17 protein-coding genes are annotated in these 16036 nt (G+C 38.7%); 12 read left to right on the top strand and 5 right to left on the bottom strand.

Translation table 11 applies throughout. The features are described 5' to 3' along the window. Window positions 1-358: 358 nt before the first annotated feature. Window positions 359-1279: a WYL domain-containing protein gene (locus MKY76_RS13515; protein WP_342556723.1), complete on the top strand. Its 921-nt coding sequence runs from the start codon at window positions 359-361 to the stop codon at window positions 1277-1279. A 32-nt stretch (window positions 1280-1311) separates the two neighbouring features. On the opposite strand, the gene MKY76_RS13510 is transcribed toward MKY76_RS13515, so the two are convergent. After that, on the bottom strand, window positions 1312-1743 hold the full coding sequence (locus MKY76_RS13510; RefSeq protein WP_048392515.1) for a hypothetical protein: 432 nt from the start codon (window positions 1741-1743) through the stop codon (window positions 1312-1314). Between the two features lie 93 nt (window positions 1744-1836). Here MKY76_RS13510 and MKY76_RS13505 point away from each other — a divergent pair, with 93 nt between their 5' ends. The 6 genes from MKY76_RS13505 (at window position 1837) to MKY76_RS13480 (ending at window position 8050) form a co-directional block, all read left to right on the top strand. Continuing rightward, window positions 1837-3525 carry an AAA family ATPase gene (locus tag MKY76_RS13505; RefSeq protein WP_115673285.1) on the top strand — a complete coding sequence of 563 codons (1689 nt, stop codon included), beginning with the start codon at window positions 1837-1839 and terminating at the stop codon, window positions 3523-3525. Between the two features lie 198 nt (window positions 3526-3723). Then, entirely contained in the window at window positions 3724-4233 is a 510-nt protein-coding gene (locus MKY76_RS13500) for a TetR/AcrR family transcriptional regulator (protein WP_054550387.1), read from the top strand. Window positions 4234-4323: 90 nt separating this feature from the next. Further along, on the top strand, window positions 4324-4743 hold the full coding sequence (locus MKY76_RS13495) for a DUF3995 domain-containing protein (RefSeq protein ID WP_342556722.1): 420 nt from the start codon (window positions 4324-4326) through the stop codon (window positions 4741-4743). Window positions 4744-4787: 44 nt separating this feature from the next. Further along, window positions 4788-5405 (top strand): histidine phosphatase family protein, encoded by a 618-nt coding sequence (locus tag MKY76_RS13490; protein WP_131520044.1) that lies wholly within the window; start codon window positions 4788-4790, stop codon window positions 5403-5405. Between the two features lie 78 nt (window positions 5406-5483). Next, the gene (locus MKY76_RS13485) at window positions 5484-6320 is read left to right on the top strand and encodes a serine hydrolase (protein ID WP_259951130.1); all 837 of its coding nucleotides are present in this window, start codon (window positions 5484-5486) and stop codon (window positions 6318-6320) included. A gap of 467 nt (window positions 6321-6787) precedes the next feature. Next, window positions 6788-8050, top strand: a complete 1263-nt coding sequence (locus MKY76_RS13480) for a polysaccharide deacetylase family protein (protein WP_342556721.1) — start codon at window positions 6788-6790, stop codon at window positions 8048-8050. Between the two features lie 48 nt (window positions 8051-8098). Here MKY76_RS13480 and gltS read toward each other — a convergent pair whose 3' ends face one another. Both gltS and hutG read right to left on the bottom strand, forming a co-directional pair. Then, complete coding sequence (gltS, locus tag MKY76_RS13475; protein WP_048392524.1) at window positions 8099-9283, bottom strand: sodium/glutamate symporter; 1185 nt, start codon at window positions 9281-9283, stop codon at window positions 8099-8101. Beyond that, window positions 9280-10245, bottom strand: coding sequence for a formimidoylglutamase (gene hutG / locus MKY76_RS13470; protein ID WP_054550383.1), 966 nt, complete (start codon window positions 10243-10245; stop codon window positions 9280-9282). The genes gltS and hutG overlap by 4 nt, the downstream gene beginning before the upstream one ends. A gap of 140 nt (window positions 10246-10385) precedes the next feature. Here hutG and MKY76_RS13465 point away from each other — a divergent pair, with 140 nt between their 5' ends. From MKY76_RS13465 to MKY76_RS13445, 5 genes are all read left to right on the top strand, one after another. Beyond that, window positions 10386-11273, top strand: a complete 888-nt coding sequence (locus tag MKY76_RS13465) for a LysR family transcriptional regulator (protein WP_342556720.1) — start codon at window positions 10386-10388, stop codon at window positions 11271-11273. A gap of 150 nt (window positions 11274-11423) precedes the next feature. Then, window positions 11424-12659 (top strand): acyl-CoA dehydrogenase family protein, encoded by a 1236-nt coding sequence (locus MKY76_RS13460; protein ID WP_257960822.1) that lies wholly within the window; start codon window positions 11424-11426, stop codon window positions 12657-12659. Further along, window positions 12656-13432, top strand: coding sequence for an SDR family oxidoreductase (locus MKY76_RS13455; RefSeq protein WP_259951128.1), 777 nt, complete (start codon window positions 12656-12658; stop codon window positions 13430-13432). The genes MKY76_RS13460 and MKY76_RS13455 overlap by 4 nt, the downstream gene beginning before the upstream one ends. Before the next feature lie 13 nt (window positions 13433-13445). Continuing rightward, window positions 13446-14489, top strand: coding sequence for a phosphotransferase family protein (locus MKY76_RS13450; RefSeq protein ID WP_269898298.1), 1044 nt, complete (start codon window positions 13446-13448; stop codon window positions 14487-14489). A gap of 290 nt (window positions 14490-14779) precedes the next feature. Beyond that, window positions 14780-14995: a DUF3955 domain-containing protein gene (locus tag MKY76_RS13445; RefSeq protein WP_342556719.1), complete on the top strand. Its 216-nt coding sequence runs from the start codon at window positions 14780-14782 to the stop codon at window positions 14993-14995. Window positions 14996-15031: 36 nt separating this feature from the next. Here MKY76_RS13445 and MKY76_RS13440 read toward each other — a convergent pair whose 3' ends face one another. Both MKY76_RS13440 and MKY76_RS13435 read right to left on the bottom strand, forming a co-directional pair. Further along, window positions 15032-15517 (bottom strand): tetratricopeptide repeat protein, encoded by a 486-nt coding sequence (locus MKY76_RS13440; protein WP_319839267.1) that lies wholly within the window; start codon window positions 15515-15517, stop codon window positions 15032-15034. A gap of 30 nt (window positions 15518-15547) precedes the next feature. Next, entirely contained in the window at window positions 15548-15991 is a 444-nt protein-coding gene (locus MKY76_RS13435) for an SMI1/KNR4 family protein (protein WP_054550378.1), read from the bottom strand. Between the last annotated feature and the right edge of the window lie 45 nt (window positions 15992-16036).

The following is a 16036-nucleotide window of genomic DNA, read 5'->3' as shown; positions in this document are numbered from 1 at the left end:
CAATGGTTAAAAAGTGACACATTCATCTAAAATGCTGTAAAATTTTAGTTAATTATGTCAAAAATACAGTCTATTGTGCTGCTTGAATGGTGATTTATGATAGGATGCGTATAGTACAAATTATACCAATAAAGTAGAAGTTTTATCTTGATTCAGTTTATAGATAATGAGATGAATGCACAAATGGAGTAGGTGTCAAAACACCAACTGAATCAAGATAAAAGCCCAAGCGGAGGTCACAGATTTTGAAGAGAAAGCTTTTTGAGCAACTCGCAAAAAATCTGGACGCAATCAGTAGAAGGGCTATTTATGGCCAATATACTGCAAGCTGGGCATGATAGAAGAAAGAGTGGGATATATGGTAGATTCACAACAAGGCAAAGGCTACCGCGTACTATCGATGTTTGATCGATTGATGGATGGCCAAGGAATCAACAAGAAGCAAGAAGCATTGACACATCAGGTTGGTGAAAAAACCATACAACGGGATATCGATGAAATTCGTACGTATCTGGAAAAGGCTAAGCTAGATTACCATTTACAATATGTACGTACAGAAAAAGTGTATAAATTAATGCATACAAAAAACAATCGTTTATCTAAAGAACAGGTACTAGTCATCGTTAAAATACTGATTGCCTCAAAAGCTCTCGTAAAATCGGATATCGGTGAGATCGTTAATCAACTTCTCTCACGTGTAGCAGACGATCAACTGTTATTAAATGAAAAAATTGTATATGAAGATATCCATCAAAACAAGTCATTATTGTCCTTGATATGGGGAATTTCAACAGCTATTCAAAAGAGAAAGGTCATTACAATTGATTATTTACAGGAGGGTGAAGCGATTCCAACTGCAAAAATTTTAAAGCCGCTCGCTGTTATCTTTTCAACACATTATTTTTATTTAATAGGAGATAATCAAGAAACCCCAACTGTTTACAGAATGGATCGTATTCAGCATTTTCGTGAAATGACTATCCATTTTGAATTTCCATCTGTACATCCATTACAAGTAGAGGGCACTAATGACCTTACTCATATCCGTCTTCTCTATAAAGGCCGTTCTCCTCAAATAGTCTACAGTCGTTTCCCAACAGCCCACCTAGTTTCACAAAACAATCATGAATATGTTTTTGAGGCAGAAGTGTTAGAATATGGCGTGAAAGAGTGGTTGTTAAGTCAAGGAGCCGATATGGAGGTATTAGAGCCAATTGAACTGAGAGAAGAGATCATTGAGACCTTACAAGCTATGCAGCAAAATTATCGTTACATATAAAAACCCGTGCGTACATGCACGGGTTTTTACGTTTACTGAAACAATTGTTTGATAAATGTCGTATCGATATCCTTAGTGAGCTTATAATCTTTCATGTAATTTTCCTCATATAAATACACGAATAAATGCTGGTCATCATCTAAACGCAAGCCAATTTCCCTGTTGTCATTAATTGAGAGTGTTAGCCAGTATGCTTCATGAGAATCAGAATTCGAAAACCACACCTTTTTTAAAGGTAGGTCCTTGAATGGCTGCATAATTTGATTGATTTCTGCTGCGTCAGTAATCGTTACTGTTTTTTCATCTGAGGAACGAATAATTTCAATCTCATGAATTTCCTCCATTTCGAGACGTTCTGTTACCTCTGTTGTAAAATCAGTGTCTCGTGTTAACAGCATTGTCGAGATATACAGAATAAGTAGTGGTAGTAAAATGCCTAGAAGTAGTTTGTATCTTTTTTTCATGCTTGTCTCCTTAAATTCTAAAAATTCACACATATGTATTCTTTTCCACGCTATAATTGAGCATATACTGAAATGATGAAGGAAGGCAATTAAATGACACATAATCATGAAGAAAAAGAACTATTTTACCCAAGTGGAATCATCATGTATCGAGGTGGCGTCAAGAAGAATGATTTCGGTCACGATATATATGACGGCAAAGGCTCGCTATTTGATCAAGAGGGAGAATTATTATTCGAGGGTGAATTCGTCAATCATATGAAGCAAGGCAATGGCATTATGTATTTGAAAGGACAACTCATTTATCAGGGTGAATTCATACAAAATAAAAAACAGGGTCATGGCATTTTATATAAGGATGGTCATATCCATTATGAAGGTCATTTTCGCAATGATTTAATGGATGGCTATGGTGTTTTATATTATGAAGAAGAAGTAATTCGCCCTTATCAAACACTACGAGCACAGTATCCACATTTAAATCAACCGCAGTATGAGGGTGACTTTGTCCATGGCATGAAAAAGGGAAAAGGCAAGCAATACTATCCAAATGGATTTTTACAATATGAGGGTGATTTTATTTGGCATCATATGCAAGGGGCTGGGAAGCTATATTACCCTACGGAATCACCAACAGCTGAGGAGCTTGCACGTGGTGTAACTAATCTCCACTATGAAGGTCATTTCTTTGAGGACCTAAAGCATGGTAAAGGCAAAGTATATTCTAGGGATGGAATTTTAGAAGCGGAAGGGCAATTTAAAGAGGATATGATGACAGGGCAAGGAACGCTCTATTATGCCAATGGGCAAGCTTCCTATATTGGTGACCTTGTTCAAGGCAAAAAACATGGACGAGGCGATTATTATAATGAAGAAGGCAAAATTATCTATAGTGGTGAATTTATTAACGATGAGCGGTTACGCATTACACCTGAAGTCGAGCAAGAGATTGCCAAGCTACAAAAACAATTAGATAGTCTTGTAGGTCTTCCGAATGCAAAGAAGGAATTACATAATTTAATAAACTTTATTAAAATTCAAAGTCTGCGTGTGGATCATGGTTTAACAAGCTTTCCTATTACGTATCATCTTGTCTTCTCGGGCAATCCAGGCACAGGTAAAACAACAGTGGCACGCATTATTGGCCAAATCTACAAGCATCTTGGCGTCCTTTCAAGTGGGCATTTTGTGGAAACAGATCGTGCAGGTTTAGTCGCTGGCTATGTTGGACAAACAGCGTTAAAGGTTCAGGAAGTCGTTAACAAAGCAAAGGGCGGGGTACTTTTTATTGATGAAGCCTATTCATTAATAAATGATAAACAGGATGCATTTGGGAAGGAAGCTATTGATAGTTTATTAAAGGCAATGGAGGATCTACGTGATGACTTGGTAATTATTGTTGCGGGCTATACAGAGCTAATAGAAGATTTTTTACAATCTAATCCAGGCTTTAAATCTCGCTTTAATCATTTTGTACAATTTGATAATTTTAGCACGGATGAACTCTATGATATTTTTGCGATGCTTTGTCAAACGAACGATTATCAATTTGGCGAAGCATTTGCCCAACATATGAAAACACAGCTACGTCATATGCCAATTGAAACTATCCCTAATTTCTCGAATGGTCGTTATATTCGAAACTTGTTTGAGAAACTAGTGACGATCCAATCAAACCGATTGATTCAACAGGCAACAATCTCGAGAGAAGAACTCATGACATTTGAGGAGCAGGATATTTTACAGGGCATTGCAGAAAAGTTGTTTGACAATACTTTTTAAGACAAGGAGTAAATTCATGAAAAAGCTATTAGTGTTTATTTTAGTGTGTGCATGTATTTTACCACGACTAGTAACAGTTCATGTTACAGTGAATAATCATATTAATGTACGCCATAAAAACGATAAAAGTTGATGAGTGATGTATGAAGTGGTAATATAAGACAAAACATACGCTAACGTATTTTTTGGAGGGCAATTATGCAAGTAACGAAAGAGGATTGGATTAGAGCGGGTCTAGAGCAATTAGCAGAAGCGGGGATTCATAAAGTACGTATTGAAGCACTTGCTCGATCATTAAACATTAGTAAAGGTAGCTTTTATCATTATTTTCGTGATCGTCAACAACTATTAGATGCCATGCTAGACTATTGGGAAAACCACGCAACAAAGGCCATTATTCAAAATATGGAGCAAGTTGATGCTACTCTAGAGCAGCTTTTACGGATAAGTTTTCACAAAAATAAAAAGATGGAGATAGGCATTTATGCTTGGGCCAAATATGATTCAGATGTCGCAAAGCGTATCGTTCAAATAGAGGAGCAGCGAATAGCCTGTGTGGCGACACTCTATCAAAAAAGTGGTATCAGCATAGACGAATCCACTGATCGTGCAAGATTAGCTTATTTAACCTATATAGGCTGGATGACACGATTTGAAGCCAATCCTCATTTCGATCTCGAAAAAATGATTAAGCTGTTAATACAGTAAGAAGGTCTCTCGGAGCTAAAATGGGCTTTGAGGGACTATATTTAACGCCAGAACATACGGTAGCGTATGCAAATGAAGAGGAGGTAGAACATGTTTATTTTATCAATTGTCGCAGTGGGACTATTAGGGCTCATTAGTATCCTACATATTTATTGGGCCTTTGGTGGTCGATGGGGTACAGAAGCTGTTATTCCTATGAAAGAAGGCAGCCAACAAGCCGTTTTTACGCCTAGAAAATGGGGAACGCTCTTTGTTGCAATGCTGTTGATGCTAGCAAGTGGTATCATCCTTGTTCAAGGAGGCTTCATGCCATTTTTTCAAGCCTCTATTTTTTCAAAAGTAGGAAGTATCGTTTGTGCGCTAGTATTTTTGCTACGAGCAATTGGTGATTTTAAGTATGTTGGTATTTTTAAAACGATTAAGCGCTCCACATTTGCTCAAAATGATTCAAAATGGTATAGTCCTTTATGCTTGTTTCTTAGCTTTGTTTATGTGCTGGTGTTAGTTTAACAGCAATTTTACTTTAATAAGGGGAGCAGAATGGGGGGTATAAAATGGAGCAAATGATCTACTTACTTCGCCATGGTGAGACAAATTATAATACACAAGGGAGATATCAAGGACAGCTTGATTCACCACTCACTGAGCGTGGTCGGGAGCAGGTTCAGCAAAATGCACGCATGCTGAAATCACTCATTGGCGATGCAGATGAATGGACCATCCTATCAAGTCCAATGGGAAGAGCCATGCAAAGCACAGCCATACTTTGTGAAACACTGGGCTATGACAGCAACAAGGTGAGGCAGGATCCACGTTTAACAGAGGTTGCTGTGGGACAATGGGCTGGATTAACCATGGCGGAAATACAGCAACAATGGCCTGCCTTGTTAACGAACACAGATGCCTTCAATTGGTATTTTCGTGCACCAGATGGGGAAACCTATGAAGCTGTTGTAAGCAGATTAACTGCTTTGCTTGAAACGATTCAACCACTTTCAAAAGTGATTATTGTCTCGCATGGCTTAACTGGTCGTATTTTACGCGGCGTCTATGCAAGTCTAAGCAAAGAAGAGACGCTCAAGTTAGAGGTTTCTCAAGATGTAATGTTCAAATTAACAAATAAAGAGATTACAAGAATTAGTTCAAATTTCGATGATGATTTTTACCTGTGAAAATATTTGAGCGCATCCCATTTTTCTCAAGGAATATTCAGAAATGCCGCCTCTTATAATGTGTAGGAGGCGTTTTTTATGAAAAAATGGATGTTAGTAGGCTGTATTTGTATCATGGTTTTCTTATTTTATTATACAAGCAAAACATATGAATTCACGCATCTAGAACTGCCATCATTACATAGTCAAAATGCTTTGTTACTCAATGAACAGGGCGATGTATTATACGAAAAAAATGCGGATGCTATTATTTATCCTGCATCTTTAACAAAGATCATGACAGCCATTGTTGCCATAGAGATGACAGATAATTTACAAACACAAACCATTGTAGAGCCTCAAACGATTGCGAACTATACGGCACAAAATGCTTCGATGGCAGGCTTTCAAGCAGGAGATTTTGTCACGATGGAGGATTTATTGTATGGTACACTCCTTGCCTCAGGTGCCGATGCAACAGGAACACTTGCAGATGCTGTCGCTGGCAGTGAGGACAAATTTGTCACGTTGATGAATAACAAGGCGCAAGAATTAGGCATGCATGAGACACATTTTGTTAATACCAGTGGCCTACATGATGAGGCACATGTATCCACCGTGCGGGATATCAGCAAGCTTCTGCGATATGCATTGGAAAATCCTACCTTTTATCAAATATTTACCTCAAAAAACTACACAACCTATGTTCCCAATCAATTAATCATCACAAACTCATTATTTACAAAATTACCGGGTCTAGACAGTCCGATAATAGGTGGAAAAACAGGCTATACCCCAGAAGCAGGACTGTGTCTGGCGACCATAATCGAGAAAGAAGGGAAATCTTTTTTATTCATTACAACCAATGCTCCTAGCTATATATGGAACCCACCCCCACATATTGAAGATGCCCTAACGGCCTTCGAAGCTTTATAGCAGGAAGAATAATGAAAAAACCTCAACTTTTTCATGGTTCCTAACGTCTTAATAGAAAGGGGGATTATATAGCTGAGGTTCGGTGGTGGATAACCAGCTTTTTATAGGAACCATCAAATACGGGGAGAGCTGCTTCTCAAAGAGGTGAGAGCCCGCTCCCAGTAAGGAGAAGGTTACTCACCTAAGTCCATAGGCCGTTTAGCAGCATGAGATAAAGGAGCTAACACAAAATCTACAAAATAAGCCACCATCATTTAATTATCATAACCTATGCATAGTTTCTCAGTAAAAAGGGAAGGAGGAATGTATAAGTATTTACTAAAATATGAATTTTAGCAGCATTCTAAAAGGGAATCTAGTTGATTATTACTATTTTATGGCAGGGTTGTTTACTCTATAATAAAAGTTAAATCTTAGCAATTTTTTAGCAAACAGACATGGAAGACATCTAAGGGCGGTGTAGATCAATGAAAAAATTTTTACCCTTTGCCATCGTTTTGACGTTTATGATGTGCATCTTGGCAGGGCAACTTTCAGTAAATGCTGAAGGATCAGTGGTGATTCACAAGGTATTCAAAGATACGGTTATTTTTGAAGAAGCTTCTACGAATAGTGCGGAGATCGGGGAACTTTCGAAAGGTAGCTTTGTTTCAGTAACAAAAGTAAGTAAAGGTTGGACACATATTCAAACGCCAGAGCAGGAGGGCTATGTCACATCTGATGCTTTAGTCAAGTTGAAGTCTGAGGGATACCTAGTGATTCAAAAGGGTGGTACAACATTATTTACAGCCCCAAGTCAACATGCCCAGCATGTAGGACAGCTCTATGAAGGACGAATAATTTATGTATATGGCACAGCACCTGGTGGTTGGTCTTTCGTTCAATATGGCGAGGAGATAGGATATGTAGCGACAAACGCATTAAAAAAACCAGCTCCAACGAAGAAAAAAATTAATGCTGTTGCTGGTGCTGAATTACGTTTAACAGCTAATCCAAACGGAGAAGTTCTTGGTACACTTCCCAATAAAACAACTGTCCAGTATTACATAACACTTGCTGGTTGGGCTTATGTAGAAGCAGGCGACCAAAAAGGGTATGTCAAAGCTTCTGAGCTAGCCGATATTCAGTTAATAGATAATAAAGTTTATAATAAAGGCGTGCCAGTAGCGAAAGGCGCAAAAAAACGGGTAGCCTTAACATTTGATGATGGGCCAGATGCTAAGGTGACACCACAAATTTTGGCAACGTTAAAGAAATACGATGCCAAGGCTACATTCTTTATGGTAGGTAAAAATGTGTCAAGAAATGCTGCAATCGTTAAACAAGTCTATGAAGCAGGGCATGAAATCGGAAACCATACCTTGAGCCATAAAAAATTAACGGCCTTATCTATAGCAGGCGTTAAACAAGAAGTCAATGGCACAAGTAACGCTATTTATGCAGCCATCGGGCAGTATCCAACTGTTTTCCGTCCACCCTATGGCGCGACCAATGACCAAGTACGTTCTGTCATGACAATCCCCTCGATTTTGTGGTCGATTGATACACTGGATTGGAAACATCATAATCCAGATAAAATTTTAGCGTATGTCAAAGCCTCTGTAAAAGATGGGAGTATTATTCTAATGCACGATATCCATCAAACGACAGCCAATGGTTTAGAAAATGTTATTCTTTATTTACAAAAACAAGGCTATGAATTTGTTACAGTAAGTGAGATATTACAATAATAGAAAAGCTTTGCAATCGTCTACTCAGAACGAATGCAAAGCTCTTTTTTATTTAAATAAATTGATAGTTGTAATAATAATAGGAATCCCAAATACGTCAATTAAAAATGCGCCGACAATCGGTACGACAAGAAAGGCTTTTTTAGAAGGACCGAAGCGTTGCACAACGGCTGACATATTGGCCATGGCATTTGGTGTTGCGCCTAGACCATGTCCTGCAAAACCTGCAACCATAACAGCAGCATCGTAGTTTTTGCCAAGTAATTTAAATAACACAAAAATACTAAATACAACAATAAAGAATACTTGCGCAAAAACAATGATAAATAATGGTAGTGCCAAATCAGCAATTTCCCATAATTTAATACTCATGAGAGCCATGGAAAGGAATACACCTAATGTGACATCTCCAATTAATGAGATGCTTTTCATATTAATGGCTTCAGGTTTGAATTTATCCATAATATTGCGCACTAATACAGCCACAAACATTGCTCCTACATAGCCAGGTAGAACGAAACCTGTTGCTTCTGAGAATAGTGTGCCGACGTACGTACCAACAGCCATACAGAAAGTAATTAATAAGACCTGTGTAAAGAACGAATCCGATGTAATTTGCTCATGTTTATTTTCATATTCGACTTCTTCCGATTCTTGTTCATCTGGTGTTAAATTATATTTACCTACTAAATATTTGACAATTGGACCACCAATTAAGCCACCAGCAACTAGACCACATGTTGCTGCAGCAGCACCAATTGTCATAGCTGAAGAAATCCCTAAATCTTCTAAGGTTTGGCCAAATGCAGCTGCAGCGCCATGACCACCCTCCATAGAAACGGCACCCGCCATCATACCGATTAAAGGATGGATCCCCATAAGTGATGCCAAAGATACCCCAATGACATTTTGCATTAACGCTAGGAAGCCACATGCTAGCCAGTAGATAATCAGTAATTTACCACCGAGCTTTACAAGTTTAAAGCTTGCACCTAAGCCAATTGTCGTAAAGAAAGTAATCATAAATAAGCTTTGTAAAGAAGTATCAAGTGATATTTCTAAAATACCCGTTGTTTTTAAGATAGTGGCAAGAGCAGCGAACAATAAACCACCAACCACTGGTGCTGGGATACAGAAACGCTTTAAAAAGCCTATTTTATTGATAAGAAAGCTTCCTAATGCAAAGAGTGCAACAGCTAGGAATACCGTTGTAATTTGATTAATTTCGATCATGAACCTTGCCCCCTAAGTAAGTTGTTCAGTGCCTCATATACAAAATAGGCACCTAATTTCACTGTACGTCCGTTTTCATCTAATAACGGATTGACCTCACATATATCAAATGAATGGGTGTGAGGGTGTGAAGTGACTTGTTGCAAAATTGAGCGCACAGTCGATGGGTCAAGCCCAAACGGTGATGGAGCACTTACACCTGGAGCAAATGCTGCATTCAATACATCCATACATAATGTTAAAAGAATATAATCATGCTTATCCATAAAATGTTGTAATGCATCCGTTAATTGTTGTTGGTAGGCTACCGTCATTTGATCCTCATAAACATACTTCACGTTCAATTCATCAGCTTTTTCGAAAAGTTCTCTTGTATTGCCGTAGCGTTGAATACCAACAACAAAATAGTCAGCATGTGGATCCTGCTCTAAAATTTGACGGAACATCGTACCTGACGAAGGTTGTTCATCATATGGTCGTAAATCAAAGTGAGCATCTATATTGATGATGCCGATTTTAGCTTCCTTTGGTAGAGCAGAACGAACACCTAAATAATGGCCATACAGCGTTTCATGCCCGCCACCTAGCACCACACATGATATGTTTTTTTGTAGTACTGTTGCTACGACTTCACCAAGCTCACGTTGCGCCTCCTCTAAAGCATGGTTTAGACAAACGATATTGCCAACATCAATAATTTGCTGATCGTCCTCAAATGTCCACGGTAAACTGGCTAAGCCTTCTCGTAGGGCGTTTGGACCATTTGCTGCCCCTACACGGCCTTGATTTCGACGTACCCCTTCATCGCAGATAAAGCCAACGAGAGCAGCACTTTTCTTATCTGAAGCGCTTACATCATTAATCGCAACTCTTTTTACTTGTTGATGTAAACGAAAGCTGCTTGTATTTGTCGTTGAATCTATTCGGCCTTTCCATTGTTTTTGATCTGTCATTGTGTACATAAACTTATCAACCCCATTGTGAATATTATTGTAGAAAAAGTATTGTTGTAATTCATTATATATTCACATAATTATAATTACTAATATATAATTAATATTAATCTATAGCTTTTAACTATAAATTTGGGAGGTATCTATAGGTGGACATAAAACAATTACACTATTTTATCGCTGTTTCAGAACAGATGAATTTCTCAAAAGCCGCAGAAAGACTGCATATTTCGCAGCCTTCCTTAAGTAATGCGATCAAAAAATTAGAACAAGAGATTGGCTCCCCTTTATTAGAGAGAAATACTAGAAATCTGCAATTAACAGAAGCTGGAGAGTTACTTTTTGAACGAGCAAAAGTTATTGTAAAAAATATGGAAGTGCTAAAAATCGAAATGGATGAAGTGATTGTTCATGGCACGAGAGACATCACCATTGGTGTCATGGAATCTATTAAGCATTGGCTGCCAAAGGTAATCGCCAACTATAAAAAAGACTATCCTCACATGAAAATTCACTTAGTCGATATTTTAGGTAGTAAACGTGTGAAAAAATCCTTGAAAAGCTATAAAACTCATTTAATCATCACCAATCAGCTAATGGATGATCCAGAGTTGGAAGTTCAAACTTTATATGAAGAACGGTTGGTCGCAGTATTACCTTTACATCATCCGTTAGCTCAAAAGGATACTTTAACCATCTCAGATATTTGTGAAGAACCATTTATTATTAGTACCGAGGGCTTTCAAACAAGACGAGATATCTTAACGTCATTTGAACAGGCTGGTAAAAACATCAATATTCAATTTGAAATTGAGCGTTTTGAAACCGCTGTATCGCTTGTACGAGAACATTTAGGAGTGACCATATTACCTAAAAATTACTTGCAAGGACCGACTGCCAAAACGATTGTAAAAAAAGAAATAGAGGGTCTGAATTTAAGTCGCAATGTCTATCTAGTGTACTTAAAAAACCGTCATTTACCATTAGCCATCCGACAATTACTGAAGGATATAGTACAGTTTTTTGAAAATAAATGATGTAAGTCCATAGTAATGAATTTTCTCTTTTGTTAGAAAATTCAAAAATAGAACATTGCTTTACTAGAAAAATAGCGGTAACATTTATTGTAAGAATGAAAATGAACATTCATTCATTTTGCGAAGTTCAAGCAAAGGGGGTATCTTCTAATGAATTTTTCCTATAGTGAAAAAGTTGAGAAGTTACAGGACAAGCTGAAGAATTTTATGGCGCAATACATTTATCCAAATGAGGCCGTTTATGCTGCACAGGTTGAGGCAATGGAGGATCGTTGGGGAGCGATTCCACCGATTATGGAGGAGCTGAAACAGAAGGCGCAACAGGCAGGTTTGTGGAATTTATTTTTACCAGATAGTGAATATGGGGCAGGTTTAACCAACTTAGAATACGCACCTTTATGTGAAATCATGGGCCGCTCACTTCTTGCCCCCGAAGTGTTTAACTGTAATGCACCTGACACAGGCAATATGGAAGTACTTGTACGCTATGGATCGGCACTGCAAAAAAAACAGTGGCTGGAACCATTATTACGAGGCGAAATACGGTCCTGCTTTGCGATGACGGAGCCAGCCGTTGCATCCAGTGATGCTACAAATATTGAGGCAAGCATTGAACGCGATGGAGATGAATACATTTTAAATGGCCATAAATGGTGGACAACTGGTGCTGGGGATCCTCGCTGTAGGGTGGCTATTTTTATGGGCAAGCATAAAGATACAACGGCTCCTATCCACGAGCAGCAGTCTATGATTCTTGTACCGATGGATACACCAGGAGTAAAAGTGGAGCGTATGCTAACGGCTTTTGGCTACGACCATGCGCCAGAAGGACATGGTGAGGTTACATTTACCAATGTGCGTGTACCGGTAGAAAATATTTTATGGGGTGAAGGTAAAGGCTTTGCCATTGCGCAAGGCAGACTAGGGCCAGGTAGAATTCATCATTGTATGCGTCTTATTGGTGCCGCAGAGCGTGCATTAGAGGAAATGTGTGTGCGTGTACAAGCGCGGCAGGCATTTCATCGACCACTAGCAGATCAAGGGGTAATGCGGGAGCGCATTGCGGAATCTCGGATGGATATTGAGCAAGCAAGACTTTTAACATTGAAGGCTGCTTATATGATGGACACAGTAGGCAACAAAGAGGCAAAAGCTGAAATTGCTATGATTAAGGTAGTTGCTCCAAATATGGCACTCAGAGTCATTGATCGAGCTATCCAAGCATTTGGTGCTGCTGGGGTAGGTCCCGATACAACGCTTGCTGCACAATGGGCAAATTCTCGTACATTACGTTTAGCGGATGGACCAGATGAGGTGCATCGTAATACCATTGCTAAACTAGAATTGAAAAAGCATGCCAACAAACAAGAGGAGCTGGTGAAATGACGGTCCTAGAGTTATTTAGCTTAAAAGGTAAAACAGCGATTGTGACAGGTGGAGGACGTGGACTCGGTGCGCAAATTGCTCAAGGATTTGCAGAGGCTGGAGCCAATGTGGTCTTATGCTCACGAAAGGTGGAGGCATGTGAGGAGGTTGCAGCAGGACTCGAAAAGCTTGGTGTTCAATCATTAGCTCTAGCCTGTGATGTCACAAAGCCTGAGGATATTGCCAATGTGGTAGCCCAAACGATTACAACATTTGGTAGAATTGATATTTTAGTCAATAACAGTGGCGCATCATGGGGAACACCTGCCATTGATATGCCCTACGAAGCCTGGCAAAAAGTATTTGATGTCAATGTCAACGGGACATTTTTATTCAGCCAAGCCGTTGGCAAAATTATGCTAGAGCAGAAAAGCGGCAAAATCATTAATATTGCTTCTATTGCTGGACTAGGTGGGACGCTACCAGCCTTTATGGATACGATTGCCTATAACGCGAGTAAAGGGGCTGTCATTACTTTAACGAAGGATTTAGCCGTCAAATGGGGGCCACATGGAGTCAATGTCAACGCTATTGCACCAGGTTTTTTCCCTACGAAAATGTCCAATGTCTTAATCGAACGTGGACAAGACTATTTGATGGGTGTTACACCGTTGAAACGCTTAGGCTCCGAAAATGATTTGAAGGGCGTAGCTTTATTTTTAGCAGCACCAGCTTCGGACTATGTAACAGGGGATGTCATTGTAGTAGATGGGGGCATGAGCTCCATTATTTAAGGAGGGAAATAGAATGGATACGATGCAAGTAAGGTCAAGTGAACGTTTGGATGTTGATAAACTACATGCCTTTTTAGAGAGTTATTTCACTGAGCTTCCACAGGGGAAGCTTGAAATAGCACAATTTAGTGCAGGGCATTCCAATTTGACGTATTGTTTAAAAATAGCTGATTTTGAAGCTGTTCTACGTCGTCCTCCGCTTGGACCAGTTGCCAAAAAAGCGCATGATATGAAGCGGGAATTTACGATTTTATCGGCACTGCATCCATTTTTACCATCGGTTCCAAAACCATATGTCTATGTAGAGGATCGAGACATTATCGGTAGTGATTTCTTTTTAATGGAGCGCAAAAAAGGAATCGTCCTTGATACACATTTTCCAAAAGGCACAGAACCAACAGAGGAGCTAGCACGTCAATTGTCCGAACTGATGGTTGATTCTTTAGTTGCATTACATGCTATTCCTTATCAGGACACTCCGTTAAAGGATATCGTGAAGCCTGACGGATTTCTTGAAAGACAAGTGTATGGCTGGATTGAGCGTTATGAAAATGCGAAAACAGCAGAACATGCAGAAGTAGCGATGTTAACAGAGTGGTTAAAAAACAATCTTCCGTCCAATCATGAGGCAACCATTATTCATTATGATTATAAATTGAATAATGCAATGTTCTCTGAGGACTATACCGAAATAATTGGCCTTTTTGATTGGGAGATGGCAACAGTAGGGGACCCACTTGCTGATGTTGGTGTAGCAATGAGTTATTGGATGCAAGCGGATGACCCGAAAATGCTATTATATGCACTTGGTGAACCACCAGTAACTGTATTACCAGGCTTTTATACCCGACAGCAATTTATTGATCGTTATGCAGAGAAAAGTGGGCGAGATGTGTCAGCTATTCATTATTACTGTACATTTGCTTATTTTAAATTAGCCGTTATTTGTCAGCAAATCTATTATCGCTATGTTCAAGGACAAACGCAGGATGATCGCTTTGCTCAGATGGATAAAATGGTCGCTGCCCTCATACAACAAGCTTCTCAATCAATATGATTTTATGGAAAAACGGTTACTTTTAATAAAGTAGCTGTTTTTTAAAGCCTATTATAACAGATTATCCGACATTAATTTATATAATTATTTATACTAACTCGCACAAAATTTACTCAAAAAACATAATAAATCACGTACAAGAAATTAAAAGAGGAGGGAACGTTCGTTCTTTTAGGTGGGAGTGTTAATCAATAACTATTTATTGTTTTTCGATAAAAAATAATTGACTTGCAATAAAAATAACGCTATCATCAATTACAACAAGGATTTAACAAATGGAGGAAGAAATAATGGGGAAATATTTACTTGCCACAATTCCGATGATCATGGGGATCGTATGTTTATTTATAAAAGGCCTTATAGGAGATGAGATACTAGCAGATGGTACGATAGTGGAGAAAAACTTCTTTTTAATTCCATTGAGCTATTTATTTTTCTTTAGCGGTATACTTACATTCTTGATTGTGGCGTTATCTTCTACATCCAAAAAGCAAACTTCCATATAATAATGCTAAAAACAGGCTCTAAATAGGGCCTGTTTTTTATAACCATGTTTGATCTAGCTTATCACTGTAGTAGTGAATAGCTTTTTTATAATCTTGAATGCCTTGATGATTGGCTGTGCGTAATATCGTGTTCAATAATGTTTCCATTGATTTTGCATGTTCGCCAAGATTATAGAGTGTCATGGCATAGAAGACCTTGATATGCTCAGCCTTGGGGAACTCTTGAATGGCTTGTTCAAAGATCCGTTTTGCTTGCTCGTATTGCCCTATAGTACGATAGGTGCTCCCTAAACCGAGATAGGCATCCACTAAAACTTCTGGTTCTAGCCCCAACTTTATCGCTTCTTCGTAGTGCGGAACAGCCTCTTTTTCCTGCCCTAAAGAATCAAATGTCCAAGCACATTGAAATTGATAATAAGCATTTTGAGGCTGTTCCTTGACCAGTGCCACCATACATTGATTTGCTTCCTCAAGCTGTCCGTTTTTTCTTAATGTAAGTATGTGTTCTAATTGTTTGTCCATTATATTTAACCTCTTCTTTACTTAAGTAACTTACCATTCATAAAAACAATCTTCTATCAGCAACTCAAATGAATCAGCTATTCGCTTAATTTCTCCACAATCATGATCGCAAATAAAAACATGGCCTGATGGATCGATGAAAATGGGATTACCTCCACCATCCATTGAAATAACATAGCTCGTTTCTAAAACATTTGGAGATAGGAACTCTTTATATTGTTGACGAAAATCCAGTGTTAAATCGACAACGGTTTCGTTTCCAAGACTTGAGCCGTTAGAAAAAGCATGGATTGCTATACCTGCATATGCCCCACCAAACGTTTCAATGAACGCTACGTAGTCGCTGTGAAATTGTACATGAAGTTGTTGCTGTGCCTCTATGATTTCCCTTTGACTTGCAGGTTTACCCACTAACGTTTGATGCTTCTCATTAAATAAAAATAACCGCAAACGCTTTATTAGATCTTCCTTCATAGACATTCTCCTTTTATTCAGTATACACGATCCTTCATTGCTAGG

This window comes from Lysinibacillus sp. FSL P4-0201 (assembly GCF_038593425.1).
Lineage (GTDB): Bacteria > Bacillota > Bacilli > Bacillales_A > Planococcaceae > Lysinibacillus > Lysinibacillus capsici.
This window is presented reverse-complemented; position numbering and strand designations above follow the sequence as displayed.

What these genes read in the sequence shown, in the direction of transcription:
- MKY76_RS13515 (WP_342556723.1), top strand. Translation starts at nt 359, where the DNA reads ATGGTAGATTCACAACAAGGCAAAGGCTACCGCGTACTATCGATGTTT.
- MKY76_RS13445 (WP_342556719.1), top strand. Translation starts at nt 14,780, where the DNA reads ATGGGGAAATATTTACTTGCCACAATTCCGATGATCATGGGGATCGTA.
- MKY76_RS13455 (WP_259951128.1), top strand. Translation starts at nt 12,656, where the DNA reads ATGACGGTCCTAGAGTTATTTAGCTTAAAAGGTAAAACAGCGATTGTG.
- MKY76_RS13500 (WP_054550387.1), top strand. Translation starts at nt 3,724, where the DNA reads ATGCAAGTAACGAAAGAGGATTGGATTAGAGCGGGTCTAGAGCAATTA.
- MKY76_RS13435 (WP_054550378.1), bottom strand. Translation starts at nt 15,991, where the DNA reads ATGAAGGAAGATCTAATAAAGCGTTTGCGGTTATTTTTATTTAATGAG.
- gltS (WP_048392524.1), bottom strand. Translation starts at nt 9,283, where the DNA reads ATGATCGAAATTAATCAAATTACAACGGTATTCCTAGCTGTTGCACTC.
- MKY76_RS13510 (WP_048392515.1), bottom strand. Translation starts at nt 1,743, where the DNA reads ATGAAAAAAAGATACAAACTACTTCTAGGCATTTTACTACCACTACTT.
- MKY76_RS13480 (WP_342556721.1), top strand. Translation starts at nt 6,788, where the DNA reads ATGAAAAAATTTTTACCCTTTGCCATCGTTTTGACGTTTATGATGTGC.
- MKY76_RS13495 (WP_342556722.1), top strand. Translation starts at nt 4,324, where the DNA reads ATGTTTATTTTATCAATTGTCGCAGTGGGACTATTAGGGCTCATTAGT.
- MKY76_RS13460 (WP_257960822.1), top strand. Translation starts at nt 11,424, where the DNA reads ATGAATTTTTCCTATAGTGAAAAAGTTGAGAAGTTACAGGACAAGCTG.
- MKY76_RS13450 (WP_269898298.1), top strand. Translation starts at nt 13,446, where the DNA reads ATGGATACGATGCAAGTAAGGTCAAGTGAACGTTTGGATGTTGATAAA.
- MKY76_RS13505 (WP_115673285.1), top strand. Translation starts at nt 1,837, where the DNA reads ATGACACATAATCATGAAGAAAAAGAACTATTTTACCCAAGTGGAATC.
- MKY76_RS13485 (WP_259951130.1), top strand. Translation starts at nt 5,484, where the DNA reads ATGAAAAAATGGATGTTAGTAGGCTGTATTTGTATCATGGTTTTCTTA.
- MKY76_RS13440 (WP_319839267.1), bottom strand. Translation starts at nt 15,517, where the DNA reads ATGGACAAACAATTAGAACACATACTTACATTAAGAAAAAACGGACAG.
- hutG (WP_054550383.1), bottom strand. Translation starts at nt 10,245, where the DNA reads ATGTACACAATGACAGATCAAAAACAATGGAAAGGCCGAATAGATTCA.
- MKY76_RS13490 (WP_131520044.1), top strand. Translation starts at nt 4,788, where the DNA reads ATGGAGCAAATGATCTACTTACTTCGCCATGGTGAGACAAATTATAAT.